The organism is Desulfitobacterium sp. (assembly GCF_982384815.1).
The window spans coordinates 25899-48737 of the sequence record NZ_CEVWNY010000006.1; the positions used below are offsets into that span (position 1 = coordinate 25899).

General features: G+C 47.1%; 27 protein-coding genes. All 27 read right to left on the bottom strand.

Features of this window, described 5'->3' with window-relative positions; all coding sequences use genetic code 11:
* Window positions 1-220 precede the first annotated feature (220 nt).
* Window positions 221-967 (bottom strand): FliA/WhiG family RNA polymerase sigma factor, encoded by a 747-nt coding sequence (locus AC1U9U_RS02155; RefSeq protein ID WP_479958907.1) that lies wholly within the window; start codon window positions 965-967, stop codon window positions 221-223.
* 16 nt (window positions 968-983) lie between these two features.
* Window positions 984-1412: a hypothetical protein gene (locus tag AC1U9U_RS02160; protein WP_479958908.1), complete on the bottom strand. Its 429-nt coding sequence runs from the start codon at window positions 1410-1412 to the stop codon at window positions 984-986.
* 3 nt (window positions 1413-1415) lie between these two features.
* The gene (locus AC1U9U_RS02165; protein WP_479958909.1) at window positions 1416-1898 is read right to left on the bottom strand and encodes a chemotaxis protein CheD; all 483 of its coding nucleotides are present in this window, start codon (window positions 1896-1898) and stop codon (window positions 1416-1418) included.
* Window positions 1895-2491, bottom strand: coding sequence for a chemotaxis protein CheC (locus AC1U9U_RS02170; protein ID WP_479958910.1), 597 nt, complete (start codon window positions 2489-2491; stop codon window positions 1895-1897). The genes AC1U9U_RS02165 and AC1U9U_RS02170 overlap by 4 nt, the downstream gene beginning before the upstream one ends.
* A gap of 1 nt (window position 2492) precedes the next feature.
* The gene (locus tag AC1U9U_RS02175; RefSeq protein WP_479958911.1) at window positions 2493-3137 is read right to left on the bottom strand and encodes a flagellar brake protein; all 645 of its coding nucleotides are present in this window, start codon (window positions 3135-3137) and stop codon (window positions 2493-2495) included.
* Window positions 3138-3345: 208 nt separating this feature from the next.
* Window positions 3346-4212: a MinD/ParA family protein gene (locus tag AC1U9U_RS02180; RefSeq protein WP_479958912.1), complete on the bottom strand. Its 867-nt coding sequence runs from the start codon at window positions 4210-4212 to the stop codon at window positions 3346-3348.
* On the bottom strand, window positions 4205-5461 hold the full coding sequence (gene flhF / locus AC1U9U_RS02185; protein ID WP_479958913.1) for a flagellar biosynthesis GTPase FlhF: 1257 nt from the start codon (window positions 5459-5461) through the stop codon (window positions 4205-4207). The genes AC1U9U_RS02180 and flhF overlap by 8 nt, the downstream gene beginning before the upstream one ends.
* Window positions 5451-7517: a flagellar biosynthesis protein FlhA gene (gene flhA / locus AC1U9U_RS02190; protein WP_479958914.1), complete on the bottom strand. Its 2067-nt coding sequence runs from the start codon at window positions 7515-7517 to the stop codon at window positions 5451-5453. Before flhA ends, flhF begins: the two co-directional genes overlap by 11 nt.
* Before the next feature lie 38 nt (window positions 7518-7555).
* The gene (flhB, locus tag AC1U9U_RS02195; RefSeq protein WP_479958915.1) at window positions 7556-8608 is read right to left on the bottom strand and encodes a flagellar biosynthesis protein FlhB; all 1053 of its coding nucleotides are present in this window, start codon (window positions 8606-8608) and stop codon (window positions 7556-7558) included.
* The gene (fliR, locus tag AC1U9U_RS02200; RefSeq protein ID WP_479958916.1) at window positions 8605-9384 is read right to left on the bottom strand and encodes a flagellar biosynthetic protein FliR; all 780 of its coding nucleotides are present in this window, start codon (window positions 9382-9384) and stop codon (window positions 8605-8607) included. The genes flhB and fliR overlap by 4 nt, the downstream gene beginning before the upstream one ends.
* Window positions 9385-9403: 19 nt before the next feature.
* Window positions 9404-9676, bottom strand: coding sequence for a flagellar biosynthesis protein FliQ (fliQ, locus tag AC1U9U_RS02205; protein ID WP_479958917.1), 273 nt, complete (start codon window positions 9674-9676; stop codon window positions 9404-9406).
* A gap of 62 nt (window positions 9677-9738) precedes the next feature.
* Complete coding sequence (gene fliP / locus AC1U9U_RS02210) at window positions 9739-10488, bottom strand: flagellar type III secretion system pore protein FliP (RefSeq protein WP_479958918.1); 750 nt, start codon at window positions 10486-10488, stop codon at window positions 9739-9741.
* On the bottom strand, window positions 10485-10979 hold the full coding sequence (gene fliO / locus AC1U9U_RS02215; protein WP_479958919.1) for a flagellar biosynthetic protein FliO: 495 nt from the start codon (window positions 10977-10979) through the stop codon (window positions 10485-10487). Before fliO ends, fliP begins: the two co-directional genes overlap by 4 nt.
* A gap of 1 nt (window position 10980) precedes the next feature.
* Entirely contained in the window at window positions 10981-11343 is a 363-nt protein-coding gene (locus AC1U9U_RS02220) for a response regulator (RefSeq protein ID WP_479958920.1), read from the bottom strand.
* Between the two features lie 54 nt (window positions 11344-11397).
* Window positions 11398-12678 (bottom strand): flagellar motor switch phosphatase FliY, encoded by a 1281-nt coding sequence (fliY, locus tag AC1U9U_RS02225; protein WP_479958921.1) that lies wholly within the window; start codon window positions 12676-12678, stop codon window positions 11398-11400.
* On the bottom strand, window positions 12671-13666 hold the full coding sequence (gene fliM / locus AC1U9U_RS02230; protein WP_479958922.1) for a flagellar motor switch protein FliM: 996 nt from the start codon (window positions 13664-13666) through the stop codon (window positions 12671-12673). Before fliM ends, fliY begins: the two co-directional genes overlap by 8 nt.
* Window positions 13667-13776: 110 nt before the next feature.
* The gene (locus tag AC1U9U_RS02235; RefSeq protein WP_479958923.1) at window positions 13777-14199 is read right to left on the bottom strand and encodes a flagellar basal body-associated FliL family protein; all 423 of its coding nucleotides are present in this window, start codon (window positions 14197-14199) and stop codon (window positions 13777-13779) included.
* 2 nt (window positions 14200-14201) lie between these two features.
* On the bottom strand, window positions 14202-14411 hold the full coding sequence (locus tag AC1U9U_RS02240) for a flagellar FlbD family protein (RefSeq protein WP_479958924.1): 210 nt from the start codon (window positions 14409-14411) through the stop codon (window positions 14202-14204).
* On the bottom strand, window positions 14408-14851 hold the full coding sequence (locus AC1U9U_RS02245) for a flagellar FliJ family protein (protein ID WP_479958925.1): 444 nt from the start codon (window positions 14849-14851) through the stop codon (window positions 14408-14410). Before AC1U9U_RS02245 ends, AC1U9U_RS02240 begins: the two co-directional genes overlap by 4 nt.
* Before the next feature lie 328 nt (window positions 14852-15179).
* Window positions 15180-16481, bottom strand: coding sequence for a flagellar protein export ATPase FliI (gene fliI, locus AC1U9U_RS02250; protein ID WP_479958926.1), 1302 nt, complete (start codon window positions 16479-16481; stop codon window positions 15180-15182).
* Window positions 16465-17370 carry a FliH/SctL family protein gene (locus AC1U9U_RS02255; RefSeq protein ID WP_479958927.1) on the bottom strand — a complete coding sequence of 302 codons (906 nt, stop codon included), beginning with the start codon at window positions 17368-17370 and terminating at the stop codon, window positions 16465-16467. The genes fliI and AC1U9U_RS02255 overlap by 17 nt, the downstream gene beginning before the upstream one ends.
* Window positions 17354-18358, bottom strand: coding sequence for a flagellar motor switch protein FliG (fliG, locus tag AC1U9U_RS02260; RefSeq protein ID WP_479958928.1), 1005 nt, complete (start codon window positions 18356-18358; stop codon window positions 17354-17356). Before fliG ends, AC1U9U_RS02255 begins: the two co-directional genes overlap by 17 nt.
* Window position 18359: 1 nt before the next feature.
* Window positions 18360-19955 carry a flagellar basal-body MS-ring/collar protein FliF gene (fliF, locus tag AC1U9U_RS02265; RefSeq protein ID WP_479958929.1) on the bottom strand — a complete coding sequence of 532 codons (1596 nt, stop codon included), beginning with the start codon at window positions 19953-19955 and terminating at the stop codon, window positions 18360-18362.
* Window positions 19956-20278: 323 nt separating this feature from the next.
* On the bottom strand, window positions 20279-20620 hold the full coding sequence (gene fliE, locus AC1U9U_RS02270; protein WP_479958930.1) for a flagellar hook-basal body complex protein FliE: 342 nt from the start codon (window positions 20618-20620) through the stop codon (window positions 20279-20281).
* A gap of 7 nt (window positions 20621-20627) precedes the next feature.
* Window positions 20628-21158, bottom strand: coding sequence for a flagellar basal body rod protein FlgC (gene flgC, locus AC1U9U_RS02275; protein ID WP_479958931.1), 531 nt, complete (start codon window positions 21156-21158; stop codon window positions 20628-20630).
* Window positions 21159-21163: 5 nt separating this feature from the next.
* On the bottom strand, window positions 21164-22345 hold the full coding sequence (locus AC1U9U_RS02280) for a protein-glutamate methylesterase/protein-glutamine glutaminase (RefSeq protein ID WP_479958932.1): 1182 nt from the start codon (window positions 22343-22345) through the stop codon (window positions 21164-21166).
* Window positions 22342-22776 carry a chemotaxis protein CheW gene (locus tag AC1U9U_RS02285; protein ID WP_479958933.1) on the bottom strand — a complete coding sequence of 145 codons (435 nt, stop codon included), beginning with the start codon at window positions 22774-22776 and terminating at the stop codon, window positions 22342-22344. The genes AC1U9U_RS02280 and AC1U9U_RS02285 overlap by 4 nt, the downstream gene beginning before the upstream one ends.
* Window positions 22777-22839 lie beyond the last annotated feature (63 nt).

A 22839-nucleotide genomic window follows, 5' to 3' on the forward strand; every position in this document is an offset into this window, starting at 1 on the left:
GAATCTAAATAGGTTATCGTAAAAAATATCTTTAAACTTAAGTAATTCTTACTTTAAACCCGAAATAAGGGACCTAAGTCCTAACAACCAAAGAAAAGATCCCATACTACATTCAGGATAACATCTATCAGTGAATCAAGTGACCTGTCTCCGCTATTCACAGAACCTATCACGGCGCACAAGAGCAACCTTTTTGAAACAAGGAACCTGTCCCCCCGTTTCAAAAGAGGTTTTTCTTTTGGCGGCTAAGGCGGCCCCTTAGGCGCAGGATGGCCTGGGAATGAAGCTGGGAGATTCTTGATTCGGATAGCTTCATAATTGCGGCAATTTCTTTGAGGGTTAGTTCTTCCTGATAATATAAAGCGACAACAAGCTTCTCCTTCTCGGGAAGCTTATCGATGGCATCGGCCAAGATCTTTTTTTGATCATCTTGTTCCACTTCTTGAAAGGCATCTTGGGCTAAAGGGTCTGGTAACTGGGTCTTAGGAGAATAGGCCTCCCCTTCCTCCCCTGCCGCCACTTCATCCAGCGAGGTCAGAGTCAACATTTGTCCTTGATGAATAGCAGCCTCCAGATCCTGTAAATCCATCTGTAAAAAGACCGCAACCTCTTCATTGCGGGCAGGACGACCCTGTTGGGCCTCCACTTCTGCAAAAGCCTCTTGAATCCGTTTGATTTTCTGCCGTGCCGAATGAGGAACCCAATCCATGGTCCTCAGTCCATCGATCATGGCCCCGCGTATGCGTAAGGTGGCATAGGTCTCGAACTTTGCCCCACGGCCGGGGTCAAAACGCTCCAGCGCATCAAGCAGCCCAAAGACACCATATCCAATCAGATCATCTTCTTCAACATGTTGAGGTAAAGAAATAGCCAACCGACCAGAGATACGCTTGACCAGCGGCAAATACTTTTCAATTTGCTCCACTCTCCAAGTTCCTCGATTGACCGCCTCATAAGGATTCGACATCAAGTTGGCTCCCCCCTTATTCACCCCAACCCATCCTTCTCACGATTTCAGCCTGCTTTTCAGCGCTGGGCAAACCTTCAGCAAATTCCTGGTTCAATTGTCCGGCCCTTGCCGAAAGGTTGACCTGTCCATTTTTTGTATATCCGGCTTGTCCAAGGGACGTTCCCGAATACACTCCCTCACCGGGATCTCCCCCTGCTAAATCTTCGCTATCTTCATGTCCTACGGCAATATCCAATAGAGCACCAATACCCTGTTCACTATGGACACCGGTTTTCTCAAAAATCATGATGCTAACCATGGAGATAATATAAATCAGGGAAAAGCCAATGATGGCACTTATGACTATACGTAGAAAACCTTCGCCGGCGTAGAAGCTGATTAGTGCGAGAATTATCGAAACGAAAAGTGCCAAGCGCCATGCCCAAATCCGTATTGTGTCCATTGCTTAAATCACCTTTTCACCATGGTTAATGGTTCGAACCTTAAGGTCCCCTGTTCCCACATCAAAATGAATGGTTCGTCCAAAACTCCCCCCTACATCGGATACGAGTAGAGGAATTGACAGGCGTTTTAATTCCTGGATCACAGCCTCGGCATTGCGGTCTCCAATCTTAAGAACAGGGGGTTTCCCCGGAAAGGAAAACATCTGGGCACCTCCGGCCATTTTGGCACGCAAGCGTGACTTTGATGCCCCCAAACGGAGAATTTCCGCTAATAATACCTCCATCGCGGTATCAGCGTATTTGGCGGGATTACCCCCATTAGCACTTCCGGCAGTAGGCAGCATAATATGCGCCATCCCTCCGACTTTTTGAATCGGGTCATGGATACAAATACCAATACATGAACCTAAACCTGCGGTCATTAGAATATTGGGGGCCTTTGTCGCCTTTAAATCGGCCATTCCAACACTAATCACATTGCTCATACTCCCAAAGCTCCCAATAATTTTCTTAATGATCCCTCATCGGGTAAAAAAACGAACTTACCTTCGATTTGCGGTATCCCTGAAAGCTGGGTGTTGATGAAAAGTACTGTATCTTCGAGTATCCCGTCTTCGAGAAGAATCGCATCGAAAATTGCCCCAACCATATCTACGGCCAAAGCCGGTACCGATGGCTGCAAAGGAATTCCGGAAAATTCGGTAATGGCGATAATAAAAGAGCTTACCATAATATTTCCTACTTCTTTGAGTGCTGATTGAGCCATCTCATTTTCAAAAAGATTGAAAGAATCCTCCGAGCCAAAGAGGGCTTGTACCAATATTTCAGCACTTGCCAGGGGGAAGAAAAACACAGCCTTTCCCGGAGCATCTCCTTCGACTTTAACGTAAATAACAGCTTGAGGAACCTCCAAATGGCCGATGACCAAAGGAGCCTGATCAAACTCAATTGCCCTTACCTCGGGTATGGACATTTCGATCCGGCGATTAAGTAAAGTGGATAGAGCCGTAGCCGCATGTCCGGAACCGATATTGCCAATCTCACGCAAAGCACTTAATTGCATTTGGTTGATTTCCATCTTAGACCAATCCTTTCTTGCGCAAGTCTCTTTGTATATCAAAAACACATCTTATGATGCGATCCCGATCACGTTCAGAAATCTGGTAAAAGTTAACGGAAACAGAGAAATATTTGCTATCTTCGATCGGTTCACAACGACAGACTCGCCCCGGTGTACCTAGGGTCCCGGATGGCAATTCAAGGTATGCATAAAGAATAGTCCCTTTGTCCAGTTTTTCCCGTGCTTGAAAACGCATTCCGCCGCCGCTTAAGTCCAGCATATTTCCTTTTTGTACATTGCCCAGTCCGGTTTTCTCGACAACTTGATAGGTTATAGGGTAGAAAGCGGCCACCCTTACATAATTCCTTCTTTGAACTCGCTTGATATTCTCCGGTGACTTCAAAACAAATATAGAAATAGGTACCGCAATCCGCTGAATAACCCTAGAGGTGAAAGTATATGAAGCCACTTCATCCCAAAAGGTGACCTCCACCGGTGTACCCTCATGTAAAGGAATAATCATCCCCTGATTATGAGGAGCATAAACAGAAATTCTAGATTTACCCACTTCATCCACATGGGTTTTGTAATTCCCTTCATACTCTCCTTCCGGAACGAGTAACTCGACGGCTATTCCCGGAACTAGTTTGTCAAGGTATTGCACTGGCTTCACCTCCTATGCAAAGTTAAGCAAACATGCCTCATTCATTCTCGGTGTTCTTCCAATTAGTCATTATATATACATAGTACACCTTATCACCTCAAAAAGATCCTTCAGTCGCTACTTCGTTACTCCCTCAGGATGACATAACGCTTTGGAGTGTGTCATCCTGAGCGATGCGAAGTATCTTGACCCCAAATTGATCCGTCCCTTAAAAAGCTCGTAAAAGTTTAGCCAAAAAACCGCGGATTCCACCCGCTTGCTTGGGTGGACTAAGATATAACCCGGACACGGAACCGGCGATCCATTGAATACATTGATAAGCAGAGCTTTGCGGATATGAAACCCCAACCGGTTCCTGACGCATAATTGCTTTTCCCACAGACATATCCTCATACACCCATCCCAATAGATTCAAGTGAACTTTTAAAAACCGTTCCGCAGCACTTTCCAAGCGTTCATAGGTATCACGGGCATCGGACTCCTTCTGAACCCGATTGACCACCACATTAACAGCTAAGGAATCTTTGACACTTTGCAAGGCCTTCAGTAACCCATAAGCATCAGTCAAAGCCGTAGGCTCCGGAGTGGTAATCAAGATAATATCATCGGCCGCTTTTAAAAAATTCAATACCGTATGACCAAGTCCTGCCCCCGTATCGATAATAATAATATCCGCCAAGGATTCCAGGCGTCCTAAGTTCCTGATAACTTCCTCCAACCGATATCTTTCAATATTAGCCAGATCCTGAACTCCTGATCCCCCCGGCAGGATTCCTATCCCCTTGGGCCCATGAATGAGAACCTCTTCGATTTCCTTCTCGCCGTTCAGAAGATGCTCTAGGGTAAAGCGTGGCGCAATGCCGCAGGCGATATCGAGATTGGCAAGCCCCAAATCACCGTCCAAAAGAATAACTCGATAGCCCAAGTCGATTAATGCCAGGCCTAAATTCACGCTGAAGTTGGTTTTTCCTACTCCACCCTTACCACTGGTTACGGCAAACACCCGCAGACTCTGTTGAGAGATTGGCTTTTGAAGAGAGGCGATGCGTCTTAACACTCTTGCCTGATCATTCACGGATATCTCCCTCCCCCAGAATATAACGTGTCAAACGCTCTGGGGTCGCAACCTCTATATCGTCCGGAACATTTTGCCCATTTGTAATATATGCTACCGGCAGTTCGGTTCTTTCCAGGAGATTTAGAATTGTGCCCCCGCACATAGTTTCATCCATTTTTGTAAAGATGAGATGAGTAGTCAAGGCCTCAAAACGCTCATAAATCTTCGCCATATCCGAAGATTGGGTTGCCGCACTCATGACTAACAAGGTTAAATCCGGTTGAGCCTTCTCCAAAAAAGCTTTTAGCTCCGACATATGCAGCTCATGATGGGGACTACGACCTGCCGTATCAATAAAAATAAGTTCTTTATCCTCATGCCGTTGGATAGCTTCACGAAGCCCCGAAGGTGTCATAACTACGTCCACAGGCACCCCGATGATTTCGCCAAATGTTTTTAACTGCTCAACTGCAGCTACCCGATAAGTATCGGCAGTGATTAAGGCCACCCGCCGTTTATCGACAATACTAAAGCCGGCGGCAAGTTTCCCGATGGTGGTGGTTTTCCCAACACCTGTGGGCCCAATCAATGCTACAATCCGCGGTTTACGCACTCCCGGCTGGATGGCAGCAGTATTAGAACAGATCTGCCGAATACTCTCTTTAAGGGAAGACCGTACCCGCCGGTCCTCTCCCCAATCTTCCTCCCGGACGTTTTGCTGGATGAAGCGGATCAGTCTTTTTACCAGCTTCGGACTAACACCTCGCTCCTTAAGCAAGTCGGCCCATTTTTGCAGCGGCACAGGCCAAATACTCTGCTCCCCATCAAGAATCTCCATCTGGCGGTTCATATTTTCCAGTAGTTTGCGCATAGACTGTAGCTCAGCTTCCAAAACTACGGTTTCTAAAGGTTGACGCATATTTTTCTCTACCCCGGATTCTCTTGCCCCAAAATTTGCTTCCGGAGAAAATTCCCTATCTCCATATTCCATAAGATTTTCCGCTGCCGCTTCCCTTGGGGTTTGGCTTTCTTTTTGGATTGAGTAAGGATTGGCGGGGTAAATTGGCTTTACCGGGGCTTGCTTTTTAACGACAGGCTCTTCCTCAATAGCAGCCATAACCTCTACCCTTGATTTTCCAAAAAGGCCTAGAAAACCTCCTTCTTTAAACTGCCGGGTCTGCAGAATCACAGCATCGGAACCCAGTTCCCGTTTCACCTTGCCCATGGTTTCGGCAACAGTATTGCCAACATAACGTTTAACTCGCATTTGCAGTCATCACCATCCCTACGGCCTGAACTTGTACACCATGAACAAGTTCGTTATACGATAACACTATTAGCTGAGGTAACTGCCTTTCCGTTACCCGTTTTAAGTTAATCCTTACTACCGGGGCACATACCAGGATTGGATTGAACCCCTTGAGAACCATCTTCTCCATTTCCCGGGCCAAGGACTGCATAAGTTCTTGTAAAACTCGCGGGTCAAGAGTCATATAACTACCAAAGTCCGACGGCTGAACACTATCCAAGATCTGCTGCTCCAGCTTCGGCTCTAAGGTAAGCACCGGCAATTGCTTATTCATGCCCAACAATGGCTGAACAATTTGCCGGGCTAAGGCCTGTCGAACATACTCCGTCAAACGGTCAAGATCCTTAGTGGTTCCCGCATAATCCGCCAAAGTCTCCAGGATGGTCACCATATCCCGTATGGAAACCCGCTCCCTCAGCAAATTGGAAAGAATCTTTTGGATCTGCCCCAAATTGAGATGCTCCATGGCATCATCCACGGCAGCGGGAGCCTGCTCCCGGGCATGGTCAAGAAGGGTCTTCACATCTTGACGGCTTAAGATTTCCCAGGCATTGCTCTTAATAACTTCGGTAAGATGAGTTGCCAACACCGTGGGAGCGTCAACAACTGTTCCTCCGTTCATTTCCACCTCTTCCCGATATATGGCATTAATCCACTTGGCATCTAAGCCGAAGGCGGGCTCTTTGGTGGGGATCCCCGGAATATTATCATCCCCTAAACCGCTGCTCATAGCTAAATAATGATCTGCCAAAATCTCTCCCCCGGCAACCTCTGCCCCCCGGATTTTTATGGAATATTGATTGGGCTGAAGATTCATATTATCCCTTACCCGAATAACCGGTACGATAAAGCCCAATTCGCCGGCGACCTGGCGCCGAATTAAAACGATACGATCTAAAAGGTCTCCCCCTTGTTGCGCATCTACCAAAGCGATCAAGGCATAACCTAGTTCCAGTTCCATATGATCAATATTTAATAAGTTAAGAACATTTTCCGGCTTTTTGCTCTCTTCAATAGCTGATTCCCGTGCCGCAGCCGTTTCTTCCACCACCGCCTTTTGGCTCCCTTTATCCATAGCTCTGCCAAGTAAAATCAAGGCAATTGCAACAGAAAATAAAGGCAGCTTAGGTAAGCCGAAGATCGCCAGGGCAAGGGAAACTCCGGCTGTCATATAGAGAGCTTTCGGTGTACGGAAAAGTTGTTTAGAGAGATCCTGCCCAAGATTTGACTCAGACGCAGCCCGAGTTACCACCAAACCGGTGGCTGTAGACATCAAAAGGGCTGGAATCTGTGTAACAAGTCCATCCCCAATGGTTAACAGGGTATAAGTATGTAGAGCCTCCATTAAATCCATGTCCCGCATAACAACCCCGGTAATAAAGCCGCCGATAATATTGATAAACAGAATAATTATCGCGGCAATGGCGTCCCCTTTAACAAATTTACTGGCTCCATCCATCGCTCCATAAAAATCTGCTTCGGCCTGAATCTTTTTCCGTCTGTCACGGGCCTGCTCCTCCGTAATCATCCCGGCATTCAAGTCTGCATCGATACTCATTTGTTTACCCGGCATGGCATCCAGCGTAAAGCGAGCCCCGACTTCCGATACCCGTTCGGAACCCTTGGTAATAACGATAAAGTTAACCACAACCAGGATTGCAAAAACAATAAATCCGATTACCGCGCTTCCTCTGACGACAAATTCTCCAAACTGCTGAATTACCTCACCGGCATTTGCCTCTAGCAAAATCAACTTTGTCGTGGAGACATTAAGGGATAAGCGAAAAAGGGTCAAGATCAGAATTAATGAGGGTAGCACGGAAAAATCCAATGGATCTTTGGTAAAGACCGCCAGCATCAAGGTTAAAACCGCACTGGAAATGCTGATGGTCAAAAGAATATCCAGCAAGAAAGGTGGGATCGGAACTACCAATATGACCACAATTGAGACGACGAAAATTGCTACAAGTACATCGGTATTTGCATACCAACGGTGCTTTAGGTTTACAGCCATGTGAGGTCCTCCTTTCTTGTCGTTTATTACTCACCTTTTTATCCCGTATATTTCTTACGTTTGAGCCTGTAGACGAAGGCGAGGACCTCCGCTACGGCTTTATAAAGTTCCGCCGGTACTGCTTGACCGATTTCGGCTTGGGCGAAAAGAGCCCGTGCCAGCGGCTTATTTTCCATAGTCACAATGCCGTATTCTTTGGCTAACTGTTTGATCCGTTGCGCTATTTCATCTGCCCCTTTAGCGACTACCACCGGGGCGGAGTTTTCCTTGGGGGCATAACGGAGAGCTACCGCGTAGTGAGTAGGGTTAGTCACTACTACATCCGCCGTCTTTAAATCCTGCATCATACGGCGCATGGCCATTGCCCTTTGTTTCCGCTTGATCTCACTTTTTAGCTGAGGATTCCCCTCAGTTTGCTTATACTCTTGCTTTAACTCTTCATGAGACATCTTAAGATTTTTCTCATAATCCCACCATTGGTAAAGATAATCCATAGCGGCGATAACGAAGAAGGATAGGGCAATCTTCCAGCCTAAGTCAATGATCAAACCTCCGACAAACACCGCCCCTTGCCCCACTGTAAAACGAGCCATGGCCGGAAACACTTCGAAATTATCCCGGAGGGTGGCATAGAGGAAATAGCCGATAAAGATCACTTTGAGCAGGGATTTAGCCAATTCCACCCAGGCCCGCACCCCAAACATACGTTTAGCCCCGTTAATCGGGCTGATTCGGCTCAGTTGGGGTTTTAAAGGTTCCACCGTAAAAAGAGATCGTACTTGTAAGTAGTTGGCTCCAAAGGCGATAATTACGCCGACGATAAACAAAGGAGCTACTATTTGAATCCCCATCCAGAGCAAATCCACCATTAGACCGGCAATGGAGCGCTGAGTCCATTCCGTCGAAAGCCCATAGACATACCTAAAAATTTCTTGGGCCCTGACAAGCATGGAAGGGACCCAAAACTTTAAAATTCCTATGAAGCTGAGTAGCATCAAAGCGGATACAATTTCCGTACTTTTAAAAACTTGACCTTTTTTACGCGCTTCCTGCCTTCGCCTAGGCGTGGCCTGAAAAGTTTTTTCACTCATGTTTGCCACCCCTTATAGAGCTCCAGAAGCCAGGTCATGCCTTGGTCAAACAGCATCCTCACCGTTTCCCCAAAAAAGGTAATGCCCAGAAAAAGAATAACAAAACCAATGATAATTTTTATCGGGAAAATAACCGCAAAAATATTCATCTGAGGTACGGTCCGCATCAGTAATCCCACCCCGATATCGGTAAGGACTAAAGCTCCCATAACCGGAAGAGCGATCTGGACTGATAAAGAAAAGATATCGCGAATAAGATGGATATAATAATTAATTCCTTGGGGGAGGGCCCCGGGATTAAGAGGCACATAGGTATAGCTCTTAACCATAGCCGCAATCAAATAATGATGCGCATTAGTGGCCAGGAGGAGCATAACGGCTAAAATCATTTGAAAATTCCCCATCATAGCACTTCGCACACCATAGATCGGATCAATGGCTCCACCCATATTAAAGCCCATCTGCAAGTCGATCATTTGCCCTGCCCCTTCTAAGACAGCGGTAATGGCATAGATAACAAAGCCAATCACCAGACCTACCAGAACTTCTTTGATCAAGAGTCCCATATAGGCCAGAGTCTCCACGGGAATCTGAGGTGCTGCGGCTACAATCATAGGGTATAGGAGTAGGGATATTCCTAAGGCCAAGCCCATTTTTACCATCGCCGGAACACCGCGGGCACCAAAGACAGGGGACAACATGATCATGCCGGCCCAGCGCGAGAGAATGAGGAGGAACAGGGTAAGGTTCCATTGTAAAAATTCTGCCAGACTCATGTCACTCCTCCAGGATTAATTAATATCTGCCGAAGGTTGCCAACTCGCTGAAAAGATTGGCTGTATAACCGGTAACTACCTGAAGCATCCAAGGTCCCAGTAGAAGCAGCACCAGCGCAATCGCCAGGATCTTCGGAATAAATGTGAGGGTCTGTTCTTGAATCTGGGTCATAGCCTGGAAAACACTTACCGTTAAACCCACCAGCAAGCTCACACCCAGGATCGGGCCCCCAACCATCAGGGCTGTCATTAATGCTTCCTTAGCAAGATACAATACATCATTTTCACTCATACATATTCCCCTTTAAAGATCCGACCGTCGCTCTACTCCCTCAGGATGACAACATTACTGTGCTAATAGAAGCTTGTGACGAGGGATTGGACCACCAAGTGCCAGCCGTCTACCAAGACAAATAAAAGAATCTTGAAAGGCAATGAGACCATCATCGGCGGTAGCATCATCATACCCATAGACATAAGAACGGAAGCAACCAGCATGTCAATAACCATAAAAGGAATAAATATGGCAAACCCCATTTGGAAAGCTGTTTTTAATTCACTTATAACGAAAGCGGGAATCAAAACATAGGTAGGTATATCCCCATAGGTTTGGGGCCGCTCCATTCTGGCTAAACCAACGAAAAGCTCGAGATCTTTGTCCCGAGTCTGCTGGAACATAAATTCTCGTAAGGGAACTTCAGCCACGTCCAAAGCTTCCGCTTGGGTAATTTGATTTTGCATATAAGGCTGAAGAGCCTGAGTATTGATTTGGTTCCAAGTTGGCGCCATAACGAAGAAGGTCAGAAACAAAGATAACCCGATAATAACTTGGTTGGGCGGAAGCTGTTGGGTGCCAAGTGCATTACGAACAAAAGAAAGAACGATAATAATCCGGGTAAAAGAAGTCATTAATACAAGAATAGCCGGAGCAAGGGAAAGGACAGTTAACAAGAGCAATAGCTGCAAAGTTGTACTGGTCTGCTCAGCGGTTGTCGTACCGAAGTCAAGGGTCAAACCAGGAGCGGCTAAAGCATAATGCGCACTTCCTAAGACCCCGCCGATAACAAGAAGGAGAAGGATTGAAAGTCGCCTGGTGAACTTCATCGTTCCACCTCCTCAAGCAAACGTTCAAGTTCTTCTTCAAAGGGTTCTTTGCCCTTACGGCGTTTTCCCCCAAAAGCATGCCTGGCAATCCCCGAAAAAAAACCTTCTATAGGCTCATTAGGCCGGTGGGCAAGTTCATCAAGAATTTCCGCCGCTAACTCCGGATCGTTGATCTCATCGATTTTAATCAGCTGGTGATCGGTAACTCCAAGGACTTGCAATTTGCCGGCGATCTCTACTAAATATAAGGATTGATTAGTACCGAGCATTTGCCGATCCAGAACTCTGGCCCAGGGCGCCTGCATCCCTCGAAAGGATGCTTGGTTCATTTTCCGAATTACCCATAAGGCAACCACCAGGATTAAGATAAAGATCAGGACCGTACCCAGCAATCCACTCCAATAGATGGGATTCCCCCCTTGGGTAACAGGTTCGGTAACTTGCCCGGGGTAGGCGGTATTATCATTTATACTTGCTAGGGAATATGGCATTTTACTTCAGCGCCTTTTTGACAGCCTCGACCACCCGATCAGCTTGAAAAGGTTTGACAATAAAGTCCTTAGCACCCGATTGAATGGCATCAATAACCATGGCCTGCTGACCCATAGCACTGCACATAACGATTTTGGCTTGGGGATCACGTTTTCTGATCTCGCGTACAGCCTGCAGACCATCCATTTCCGGCATGGTGATGTCCATAATGACCAAATCCGGTGTTAATTCCACATATTTATCAACGGCAACGGCACCATTTTCAGCCTCGCCAATTACGACGAAACCGTTTTTGGTTAAGATATCCTTCAGCATCATCCGCATAAACGCCGCATCATCAACAATTAAAACATTAGTACCCACTATTTTTCCTCCTTATAAGAACGGTATTTTCCTTTTTCTATTGAATATGGGATTTTAAAGCCCGATGGCCTTTGTCATACGTTCGCTGGGTTGTATTATATCCGTAATGCGAATCCCAAATGTTTCATTGATGACAACGACTTCACACTTTGCCACGAGCTTGCCGTTGACGATCATATCTACCGGTTCCCCGGCTAAGCGGTCTAATTCAATCACCGACCCCGGCCCTAGCTCAAGAATCTCCTTAATGGTTTTCTTGGCCTTACCTAACTCAACACTCACCTGTAAAGGAACATCGAGGATTAATTCGAGATTATCCTGACCGGAAATTGGCTCACCAGGTCTAAGAGGAGCGAATTGAGCCGGTTGTACCGGTGTTGGGGGCGCTCCATATCCGGCTGCATGGTATCCGCCAGGGGCATGCCCATATGTCGGTGCCCCATATCCTTGAGGTGGGTATTCCATCTGGGGGGCATAAGCAGGTTGGGTAGGGCTGCCATAATGTCCGGGATCCGGAGGGATAGGTCGAGGGGGCTGCTCTGTAGGCGGGTAACCATAGCTCGAGCTTGGGGCCTGAGCTTGAGGAGGTGCCTGGGGAGGCGGAGTCATTTTGGCCTCCGGTTTCGGCTCCTGTTTTGAACTTGTTCCTCCCATGGATCCAAGCAGTTTTTCCACCATTCCCTTGGCAACCGGAACCGGAATCACTTGAACCAGAATACTATCAATAACGTCTTCTACAACCATGCGGAAAGAGATTCTGACCAGCATTTCTTTGGTCTGTAGAAAGCTATTAATAACATCCTCGTCCCGCGGCGACATATTATTTAGGACAAGCTGGGGTGGAGTTATATCTACCACGGAATTAAACATAGTGGACATAGAGGTAGCTGCCGAACCCATCATCTGGTTCATCGCTTCGGATACTCCACTGATTCCCAATTCAGAAAGTTCCGGAGGAGGGTTTTTCCCGTCTCCCCCCATCATTAAATCAACAATGACTGTCCCATCTCGTTGGGAAAGGATTAACAGATTAGACCCTTCAATACCCGCTTTATAGCGAACATCCACAATGACGGAGGGTATAGGATAGTCTTTACGTATTTGCTCCGAGGTTGCCAGATCAACTTTAGGTGTGGTTATCTCTACTTTTTTCCCCAAAAGCTGGGAAAGGGTTGTAGCTGCAGTTCCCATAGAGATGTTGGCGATCTCTCCTATGGCATCCTTTTCCATATCGGTAAACTCTAACGCGGGCTCTTCGCCCACTGGGGGACCTGCTTCAAGATTCCCTCCCAGTAGGGCATCTATTTCTTCCTGGGAAAGCATCCCGTTACCCATCCTGATCCCTTCCTTCCTCAACTATTTCCGTTATTTGAACTGCGAGATGTTCCCCATGCAAACCAGGAATTCCTTTAAACTTTTTAAAATTCCCAACATAAACAGGGAGTGGATCCTTAATGTTCTGAATTAGTGGGATCACGTCTCCCGGTGCCAATTCTAAAAGATCACGGACCAAAATCTCCGAATGCCCCAACATGGTGGTCATATCGATTTTTGCCCATTCGATTTTTTTGCGGATAGCGTAAACTTGTTCCTTTGAGGTTACCTTGGCCTGAGTAGAAAAGAGAAAAAAGGTACTGAGTTTATCTAAAATCGGTTCCATAACAAGGTAAGGAAGACACATATTCATCATTCCTACCATTTCGCCGATCTTTACCTCTAGGGTCACAAGAATAATCATTTCGTTAGGTGCAACGATTTGAGTGAACTGTGGATTGGTTTCTAAGACTACATATTCCGTCTCCGTGGGGAGCACTTCCGCCCAAGACTCGCTGATTATGTTGATCATTTGCTCCGCCCGGTGTGAAATAATCATTCTCTCAATCTCGGTGAGATCGCGGTTTTTCTCCCCACCGGCTCCTTGACCACCCAGCAAACGATCAATAATCGCAAAGGCCAGCCCTGGATTCATTTCCATAAGCAAGGTTCCTTCAAGAGGACTCATGGTAAACAGACTGAGAATCGTAGGATTAGGCAAACTACGGATAAATTCGTCATAAGTAATCTGTTCAATGGAGCTGACCTTGGTCTCTATCACAGAATGAAGGTGACCGGATAGGTAAGTTGTCAGTGACCGACAATAATTCTCATAGATATTTTCGAGGGAGTGAATCTGATCTTTGGAGAATTTATTGGGCCGCTTAAAATCATAAACCCGAATTTTCTTTTGTGTCTTCGTTGTCTTAATTTCTTCCGCATCTACCTGTCCGTCCGAAAGCGCACTTAATAGAGCATCAATTTCTTCTTGTGAGAGCACCTCGCCCATAAGATCCCCCCTCTCAGCCGCTTTTTCATTTATGTCTTATATTAAAGCAGTTATATCAAAAATAATAGGTTTTTGTTTGACCATACAGAAGAAATATAAAGAATTATTCCTTATTGATAAACAAAGCTCAAGAAAAATATATTCTGGACTTTATTGCCTGTGACTTCGTTTAGCTGAGCGATCAATTCACTCTTTAGATCTTCGCGAACTTCAGGCTGCAAATCCTCGATGGTCTTACTGGAAAGTATGGTATTAATGCGGTCCTTGATAAAGGCATCCTTGGCCACGATCGCCTCTTCCGACTTCTTATTCATTCCCTCAAGAGCAATGGATGTTTTAAGGAAGGAACCGCCCCTTAGGTTTATCGTAAATTCGCCAATGGGCACAACAGGACCTTCTTCTTTCGCTACAGCTTCTTTGGGGGCTTTGTTATCACTGAAAAATAACATCTGGGCGCTCAGGGTTCCCATGACCCCAATAGCGGAGCCCAAGAATCCCGCCAGGAAAATAGCGATAATTGTCTTGCGATTCATTCCTATTCTATCTCCCCTTCTTCCCGGTATAACGGGTGGCAATGCCTTTTAAATTCCTTAACTTTGCGAATCAATTCATCCGTTTTCTCCGCAACAACATATTTATTCCCGCCTGTTAAGGTTAAAACCGTATCCGGAGTTGCTTCCATGGTTTCGATCAAGTCAGAGTTAATAACCAACTTCTTGCCATTAAGGCGTGTGACTTCAATCATAGACTATTCCTCCGTCCAAAAATCACTTGGCCCGCTTCATCAAGGACAGCTTGCTCACGCCGTTGCTCATTAAGATTAAATAGTGCTTTCTGCTTTTCCTTTAGTTTTTTTAATTTTTCTGTCTCCTGGTGAGCAAGTAAAAGCTTTTGCCGTTGTTTCTGTACCACTATATTCTGCAGTGCAACCTCTTCTTCCTTTAATCGCAGGAGTTCAAGCTGTTTCTGGGTATAGATCCGCCACAACCCCAGATCCTGGGGTGAACTTCGGCAGGCTTCCTGTTGACCTTCCAGGGCATATAGCCAAACTTGGTTTTGGTCTTGATAGGCTTTTTCCAATTGCTTTAGTTTTAAAAGTTCTTGAGCCAGCAGCCGCTGCCGGTCTTCCAGACTGCGTTCGGCGAGCCTTAAGGCCGCTTCGAGGCGAAATTTGAATCTGGCCATCGGGTCGCCTCCTCATTACGGAGTCATATTCGGGTCAGGTAGCTTTTCGCACATCGCTCACTTAGTAGCTTCGGGGCTGCCTCACTCGCTTATAATTGAGAATCCTCAGCGGGTCAGTAGTATTTGGAGAACTCCGCTTCGGCGAAAATGTCCACAGGACACTTTCGTGCCAAACCCTTCTGCTTTCAGAATGTGAACCGGTGGCTACGCTACCCATCAGAAGCTTTGTTCGCCTAACCGCCCCTCCGCAAAAATCGTCGCTCTTGTGCGAAAAGCTACGCTTACGGGTCTCTCTCCTGTCATCCTAAAGTGAAACGCTTGAAGGATCTTATTGAAGGGCTTTCTTAAGCTGCTCGATCATTTCCGTAAAGGAGACTTTCTCATCAACGTATTGACGGAGGAAGCGGTTGATCCCTTCTATATGCTTAATTGCTGCATCGATACGGGGATTGCTCCCTCCCACATAAGCACCGATATCTATCAAATCCTTGGCATCCTGGTAAACGGCCAGATATTCACGCATTTTCCCAGCTAAATCTTTGTGCTCAGGTGTAATAATGTCGTTCATGACCCGGCTGACGGATTGGAGGGTATCAATAGCCGGATAATGGTTCTGCATGGCTAGTTCCCGGGTCAGGACAATATGGCCGTCAAGAATCCCCCGGACAGTATCCGCAATAGGTTCATTATGGTCATCTCCGTCGACAAGCACTGTATAAATCCCGGTAATACTACCGGTCTCACTCATGCCGGAGCGTTCCAAAAGCTTTGGTAAAAGTGCAAACACCGATGGGGGGTAACCACGGGTTGCCGGGGGTTCTCCGGTGGTGAGTCCTACTTCCCGCTGGGCCATAGCAAAGCGGGTAACGGAGTCCATCATCAATAGTACATCTTGACCCTGATCGCGGAAATATTCGGCAATCGCTGTAGCTGTAAAAGCCGCCTTCAGCCGGACTAAAGCCGGTTGATCAGAGGTGGCTACGACAAGAACCGATCGCTCTAATCCTTCCTCACCCAGATCCTTCTCGATAAAGTCCCGCAGCTCCCTGCCCCGTTCACCTACTAAGGCTATGACATTGACGCCGGCCGTAGTATTCCGGGCCATCATTCCCAGCAAGGTACTCTTTCCTACTCCCGAGCCGGCAAAAATCCCGATTCTCTGGCCCCTGCCAATAGTTAAAAGTCCGTCAACAGTACGAACTCCCACGCTTAAAGGGTCGCGAATCCTTGGCCTTTGGAAGGCATTGGGAGGAGTATTTTGCAGCGGATAATCCTGACCGGTATATAAAGGGCGTCCATCCAGGGGCTGCCCGAGACCATCAATGATTCTGCCCAAGAGAGACTTTCCCACCCCCACACGAAGTTTGTGTTGTTGAGGTACTACCCGGTCACCGGGAGCAATTCCCTCCAGCTCCGCTAAGGGCATCAGCAGAGTAGTAGAATTGCGAAACCCCACTACCTCCGCCGGAATCTCTTTGCCTCCTTGAGTATGAATCTTACAATACTCTCCCACACTCACGCGGGGACCATCCGATTCAATCATAAGTCCGACAATTTTGGCCACCCGTCCGTGTGAAACGATTAAATCCAATTCACTGACCTTCGTTACTAAGCTATGCCAGTCGGTCATGCCTTAGCTCCTCTCTCAGGAGTTGCTCACAGCGCGCGAGCTGAGCCTCAACACGAGCATCAAAAATACCCTCGGTACATTCCAAGAAGCAATCCCCTGGGGTTAAGGTTTGATCCTCAAGAAGGGGGATGCCAATTTTATCTTCAGATAGATCGGCAAGCCATTGATAATCTGCTGTGGAAACGTGCAGTTTCCAGCCTTCTCGTTCTTCCGGCAGCAAGGATAACCGACGAATCCGTTGGAGAAGCTGCTCCGGATTCTCCACGATCTGAACCTGGAGAATCCTCTCCGCTATCTTCAGGGCTAACCGAAGAAGAGTCTCATCTACCTTACTCCATTCTTCATGGGCGGCTTTTTGAGCAAGCTTGAGAATATCCCTCGCTTCCGACATTAACTGTTCAGCTTCTCTTTCCCCCTGTGCCCTTCCTTCAAGCTGCCCCTGGGCAAAGCCTTGGGAATATCCCTCTTGATAGGCTTGTTGGGTGACTTCTTCCCGCAATTTTTGACAGCACTCTTCGGCCTCGGCCTGTGCTTTTTTTAATATCTCCCCAGCTTCTGCTCGGGCCTGTTCTAAAATCGCTTCAGCTTGGGCCAGCTTACTTTTTGCTTCGTCTTTGATCTCCTCGGCTTGATTCCGAGCTTTCTCAAGCAGACTTTTAGCACTTTCCCCGCTTTCCTCTTTATCATTAACAACTTGAGGCAGCCACTTCTCACTTTCACTTGACCCCGGAGCACTTTCCGGTGGGGGATCATTTTCCCCGCGATCACGAAGAATAGTAAGATGATTTCCTAAAAACAAAAATTCTTCGGTCCGACATTCCACTAAGCAGGGTTCAATGACCTCGACGGTATTGCTTTTTACTACCCGGGTCCTAGTATATGATTTCATCACTGCCACCTCTCGAAATGACAATTGCACCCGATTCTTCCAGTCGGCGAATTACTTTAACAATTCGCTGCTGAGCTTCCTCTACATCCCTTAAGCGGACCGGCCCCATGAATTCCATATCTTCCCGTAAGTTTTGGGAAGCTCGGGCCGACATATTGGCCATGATCTTTTGACCCACTTCCGGGTTGGAACCTTTGAGGGAGAGTGCCAAATCTTTCATATCAACTTCACGCAGTACCAGCTGAATTCCCCGGTCATCAAGCATAACGATATCTTCAAAGACAAACATTTGTCGTTTAACCTGCTCGGCCAGTTCCGGGTCATCTATCTCCAGTGAATCCATAACAATTTTTAAAGTGCTTGGGTCACTGCGATTGAGAATATCCACCACGCTTTGAATACCACCGGAAGTAGTATAGTCAGTAGGGGCAAGGCTGGAGATCTTTCGCTCGAGGATCTTTTCAATCTCCTTGAGAACCTCCGGGCTGGTTCTGCCCATTAAAGCAATTCGTTTGGTTACATCTGCCTGCCGCTCCTGGGCTAAGCTGGATAAAAGTACAGCTGCCTTATCCGGGGGCAAATGAGTCATGATTAGGGCAATGGTTTGGGGATGTTCCCCTTGGATAAAGGAAAGCAATTGTTTAGGGTCGGTGCGCCTTACCAAATCGAAAGGACGCATTTTCAAAGAAGAAGAGAGACGCGTTATGATCTCGAAAGCCCGCTGCTCAACTAATGCTCTCTCTAAAACTTCCCGGGCGTAATCAATACCCCCTTGGGCAATATAATCATTAGCCACACACATGGAGTGGAATTCTTCCACAACCTTATCCCGCTGTTCTGCGGAAATCTTGCGCACATTTGCCATTTCTAAGGTCAGTTGCTCGATTTCAGCCTCGGTTAAGTGTTGAACCACTTTAGCTGATTTTTCCGGTCCTAGTGATATCATTAGGATCGCGGTTTTTTGTATTCCGGTAAGCTGCTGGCTCATATTACTTTTCCTCCGCTAACCAAGTCCTAACAAGACGTGCTACTTCATCAGGATTATTTTGGACATATGTTTCCACAGATTCCTTAACTTTTTGGCGTTGAATATCTTCCGCTGATCTTTGTCTTTGCTGAGCAAGCTTTAATTCCGCTTCACGCTCCGCTTCCTGTTGAGCAAGAAGCAGTTCTTCAGCTGCCGCCAGTGGAACAGGTTGCAGCTCCTGACCAAAGTCCATGGACCCTTGCTTATGTTTGGCACGCATCCGGAAAAGAACGAATAAGAAAGCCGCAGCCAAAAGCGCTCCCACACCCCATTCGATGTAGGTACGCATCCGTTCCTTGCGAGCTGCCTCCGCCATTGCTTGTTCCGCCTGAAGGGCACTAGTTTTATCAAAGGGCAAAGCAGCCACTTGAATCTCGTCCCCGCGATCAAGGACGATCCCTGACGCCGCTGCCACATTGGCTCGGATCAACTGCTCCTGATCTGCACTTATGGTATCCGCATCAAGCAGTACTGAAACAGAGAGACGCTGAATATCTCCTTGATTCTTAACAACTTGTTCTTGGGTAACATCCACTTGATGATTAATTGTATCTGAAGTTCTTTCCGAATTGGAGGTAGTACCTGCCCCTTCCGGTGTCACGTAACCGGGGACGTTGGTATTAACCCCCGGCACGGTTCCGGGAGCTGCCGTATTATTTGTAGTCTCTGAGGTATGGGTCTCACTGACTATAGCACCCGGACCATGGGTAACGGTATCAGTTGTCACTTGATCAAAATTCAGAGTAGCATTCACCCGCACGATGGTCTTGCCTGCACCGAATACCTTATCCAACATGGACTGGACCGATTTACGAAGATTCTCTTCAGTTAGCTGTTTAATTTGGATTTGGGTGGCAGTCATTTTCCCCGGTTGCTTATCTTTGCTGAGGATATCGGATAAGGTATTGCCATTAGAATCAAGGATAGTTACATTCTCTAGTTTTAGGCCCTTTACCGAAGCCGCCAACAGGTTGGCTATTCCTTGGATCTGCTCCTCGGTGATTTCCGTTCCCTCCCGCAGAGTTAAGGTGACGCCTGCCGTAGTATCCTCTTGTTGTTCGGCAAAAAGAGTAGGCTCAGGTATGGCCAAGAGCACCCGCGCATCTTTGACATTGCTCAAGGTCTTGAGGGTTGACTCCAGTTCCGCCTGTAAGCCAAGATTATAGCGCAGTCTGCGGTCGGACTCGGTCTCGCCTACCCGCATAGCATTGAGACTTTCACTCCAACTAAATTGGCTCCCTTTAGGCAGACCGGCTTTGGCCAGATCTAAACGAATCTCCGGGGCCTTTTTTTCCGGAACCAAAATAGTGGAACCGTTATTTGCTAATTTATAATCAACTTTTAAATCCTTTAATTCAGTAGTGATCTCTGCAGCTTGGACATCGGTTAATCCCGTAAAAATCGCCACATAGTTAGGATGACTTGCCCAATAGAGCAAGGATATAAGTGCAATCGCTACCGTTAGAGGAGCAGCTATGGTTATGACCTTTTGTGGGCGGGAGAGTTTGCCCCAAAATTCTTGTACTGATTTTTTGATATCAGCCCACGAAAAATTCAAGTTATACGCTCCTCCTTTCTAAAGAAAAATTCATGCATTATCCAAACAGTTCTCATTAGATGTTTGATATTAAATAGCACTATGGGTAATTTTCCCTTTCAATTTGCCCCTGAAATTTACCTCAACCAATCGTATTACTTTATATACGACCAATAAGATCCTTCGGCTATTCTTGCCTCAGGATGACAAACGCAGCTTAAGTCCTTGTCATACTGAGCGTAGCTTGTCGTACTGGGCGAGGCTTGTCGTACTGAACGAGGCTTGTCATACTGAGCGAGGCTTGTCATACTGAGCGTAGCGAAGTATCTTGACCAGAAATAAAACTAGATCTGCATTCTCATGACTTCATGATAAGCATCCAAGACCTTATTCCTAACTTCCACAGTCAAAGCCAAAGAAAGGCTTGCTTTCTCCATGGCAATTACAGCGGTATGGAGATCCTGGATTTGCCCGGTGGCTAATCCCAGGCTTGCTACATCCGCTTCCTTCTGCAGAGCATCTACCTTTTGCAGCGCTTCATTCAAAAATTGTCCAAAATCCGCCCCCACCTTAGCCGCTCCGGCCGGGCTTAAGGATTTATCATCATTTCGGTTTACTCCTTGAGTGGAATTAAGGTTTGGATTAAGGTTTAATGCATTAATTGGCACAATCGGATTAATAGGCATTTAAAAATCACCCTTTCCCAATCTCGAGAGCTTTGCTCATCATGGATTTAGCAGCATTCAAAGCGGTAACATTGGCTTCATATGCCCTTGACGCGGATATCATATCTACCATCTCAGTCACAATATTGACATTGGGAAGCCTTACATAGCCCGCCGGAATTCCTGCTTCCGGTGTCTGTGCCGCATCAGGAGAATCGGGATTATACTCTAAACGAAATTCGGAATTATCACCGGCTATAGCTTGCACCTCTACTCCGTTGCCTGTCGCACCTTGGGTTGGAAGTCCCTGTTTCAAAGCTATCGGATTTAATAATTTACCCTGTAAAGCTTGATTCAAGGTTTCGGCAAAGCTTGATTGTGCACCTCTAGCCTTAAAAACAACCACTTGGCGCTGATAAGGAATCTGGTTGCCTCCAGGGGTAACCGCTCCTGTCCGAGTGGTATTGATGTTGGCAATATTATTTGAAATTACATCCAGACGCAGCCGCTGGGCTGTTAGACCTGAAGCACTGATGTCCATGGACCCGAATATCCCCATCCTGGTTACCTCCTTTGCACACATTCCACAATATTACGGGCGATCTCCCCCAAGGGAACTACCCGATTAGCTAACCCGGCATCCACGATGGCCCGGGGCATACCATAGACCACGCAGGTTTCTTCAGACTCCGCTAAAGCGAAACCTTCCCGTTCTTTGACTTCCCGCATGCCTTTGAGTCCGTCATTACCCATACCGGTCATAACCACACCAAAAGTTCCCTTGCCCACCTCTTTGGCTAAGGATAAGAACATAACATCAACCGAAGGGCGATAAAGAGTCTGTATTGGGGATTCATCCCCAATCTGCAGAATGAGCTGTGATCCCCGGCGTTGGACTTGCATCTGTTTGCCGGCAGGGGCAAAATAGACTGTCCCAGTCTTTAGGGTTTCACCATTAACCCCTTCCCGCACAGTAAGTTGGGACATGCCGTTGAGCCGTTGGGCCAAAGGAGCGGTAAAACCGGGAGGCATATGCTGAGCCACAATCACCGGGACCGGGAAATTTGCCGGAAGCCGAGTAATTACTGCCTGTAGTGCAGATGGTCCCCCAGTTGAGGTGCCAATGGCAACAATCTCAATAGGATGCTTAGGAAAAGCATCCCCCGTCTCCATAGAACGTCCTTTGGAACTACCAACGGTCGCGCCGGCATTTGCCAAGGAAGAAGGTCCCCGCACCCCGATATCGCTGCTGCTCTCCGCGGTCCGAGTAGAACGAATCCCTCCCGGTGCAACAGGTCGGCACGTTGCTCCATTTTTCCCTAAACGGCTGCAATTAACCTGAGCCGCAGCCTTGACTTTATCAATCAGATCCCGCGTCAAAGCTTGCAGGTCGGCTCCCGGACCTCCGGAGGGCTTAGCGACTACCTCAAAGGCTCCCGCCTCTAAGGCTTTGACGCTGGCCTGAGCGCCTTCGGTAGTCAAGGCACTAAGAATGATCACCGGTGTAGGCTGCCAACGCATAATCTCACCAAGTGCTTGCAGACCGTCAATGACCGGCATCTCAATGTCCATGGTTACTACTTGGGGACGAAGAGCTTGCAGCTTTTCAATCCCTTCCTTGCCGTCCCTAGCCGTATCCAGAACCTTGATTTCCGGGTCCTGACTCAATACTTTTTGCAGCGTCAAACGCATAAAAGGTGAATCATCCACAATCAGAACCGTGATTGGGGATTTGGGCTGATTCATGCTTCCATCTCTCCACCCATTATGTAATCGAGGTTAAGAAGAATTAATAAACGCTCGCCGATTTTACCTACACCACGGATAAAATGAGAATCCATTCCTAAAGCAACCGGCGGTGGTGGCTCAATGGACTCCGTATTCAACCGTAGAACTTCCGTCACTGCATCCACGCGAATACCAAAGACTTTATTCTGCACCTGCAGCACAATAATTCGGCTAAGTTCGCTTTCTTCCACACGCTCCATGCCAAAGCGTGTACGCAGACTCACAACAGGGATCACATTCCCCCGTAGATTAATTACCCCTTCCACATATTCCGGGGCTTTAGGCACCCGGGTAATGGGAGGAATACGAATAATTTCTTGCACGCACATAATGTCTACACCAAATTCTTCGGAACCCAAACCAAACGTAACTAATTGTTCTTCAGCCATTTTGTATCCTCCTCTAAATATAAGATCGTGTTTACGTTGCCATGCTGATTTACGTTGTCATGC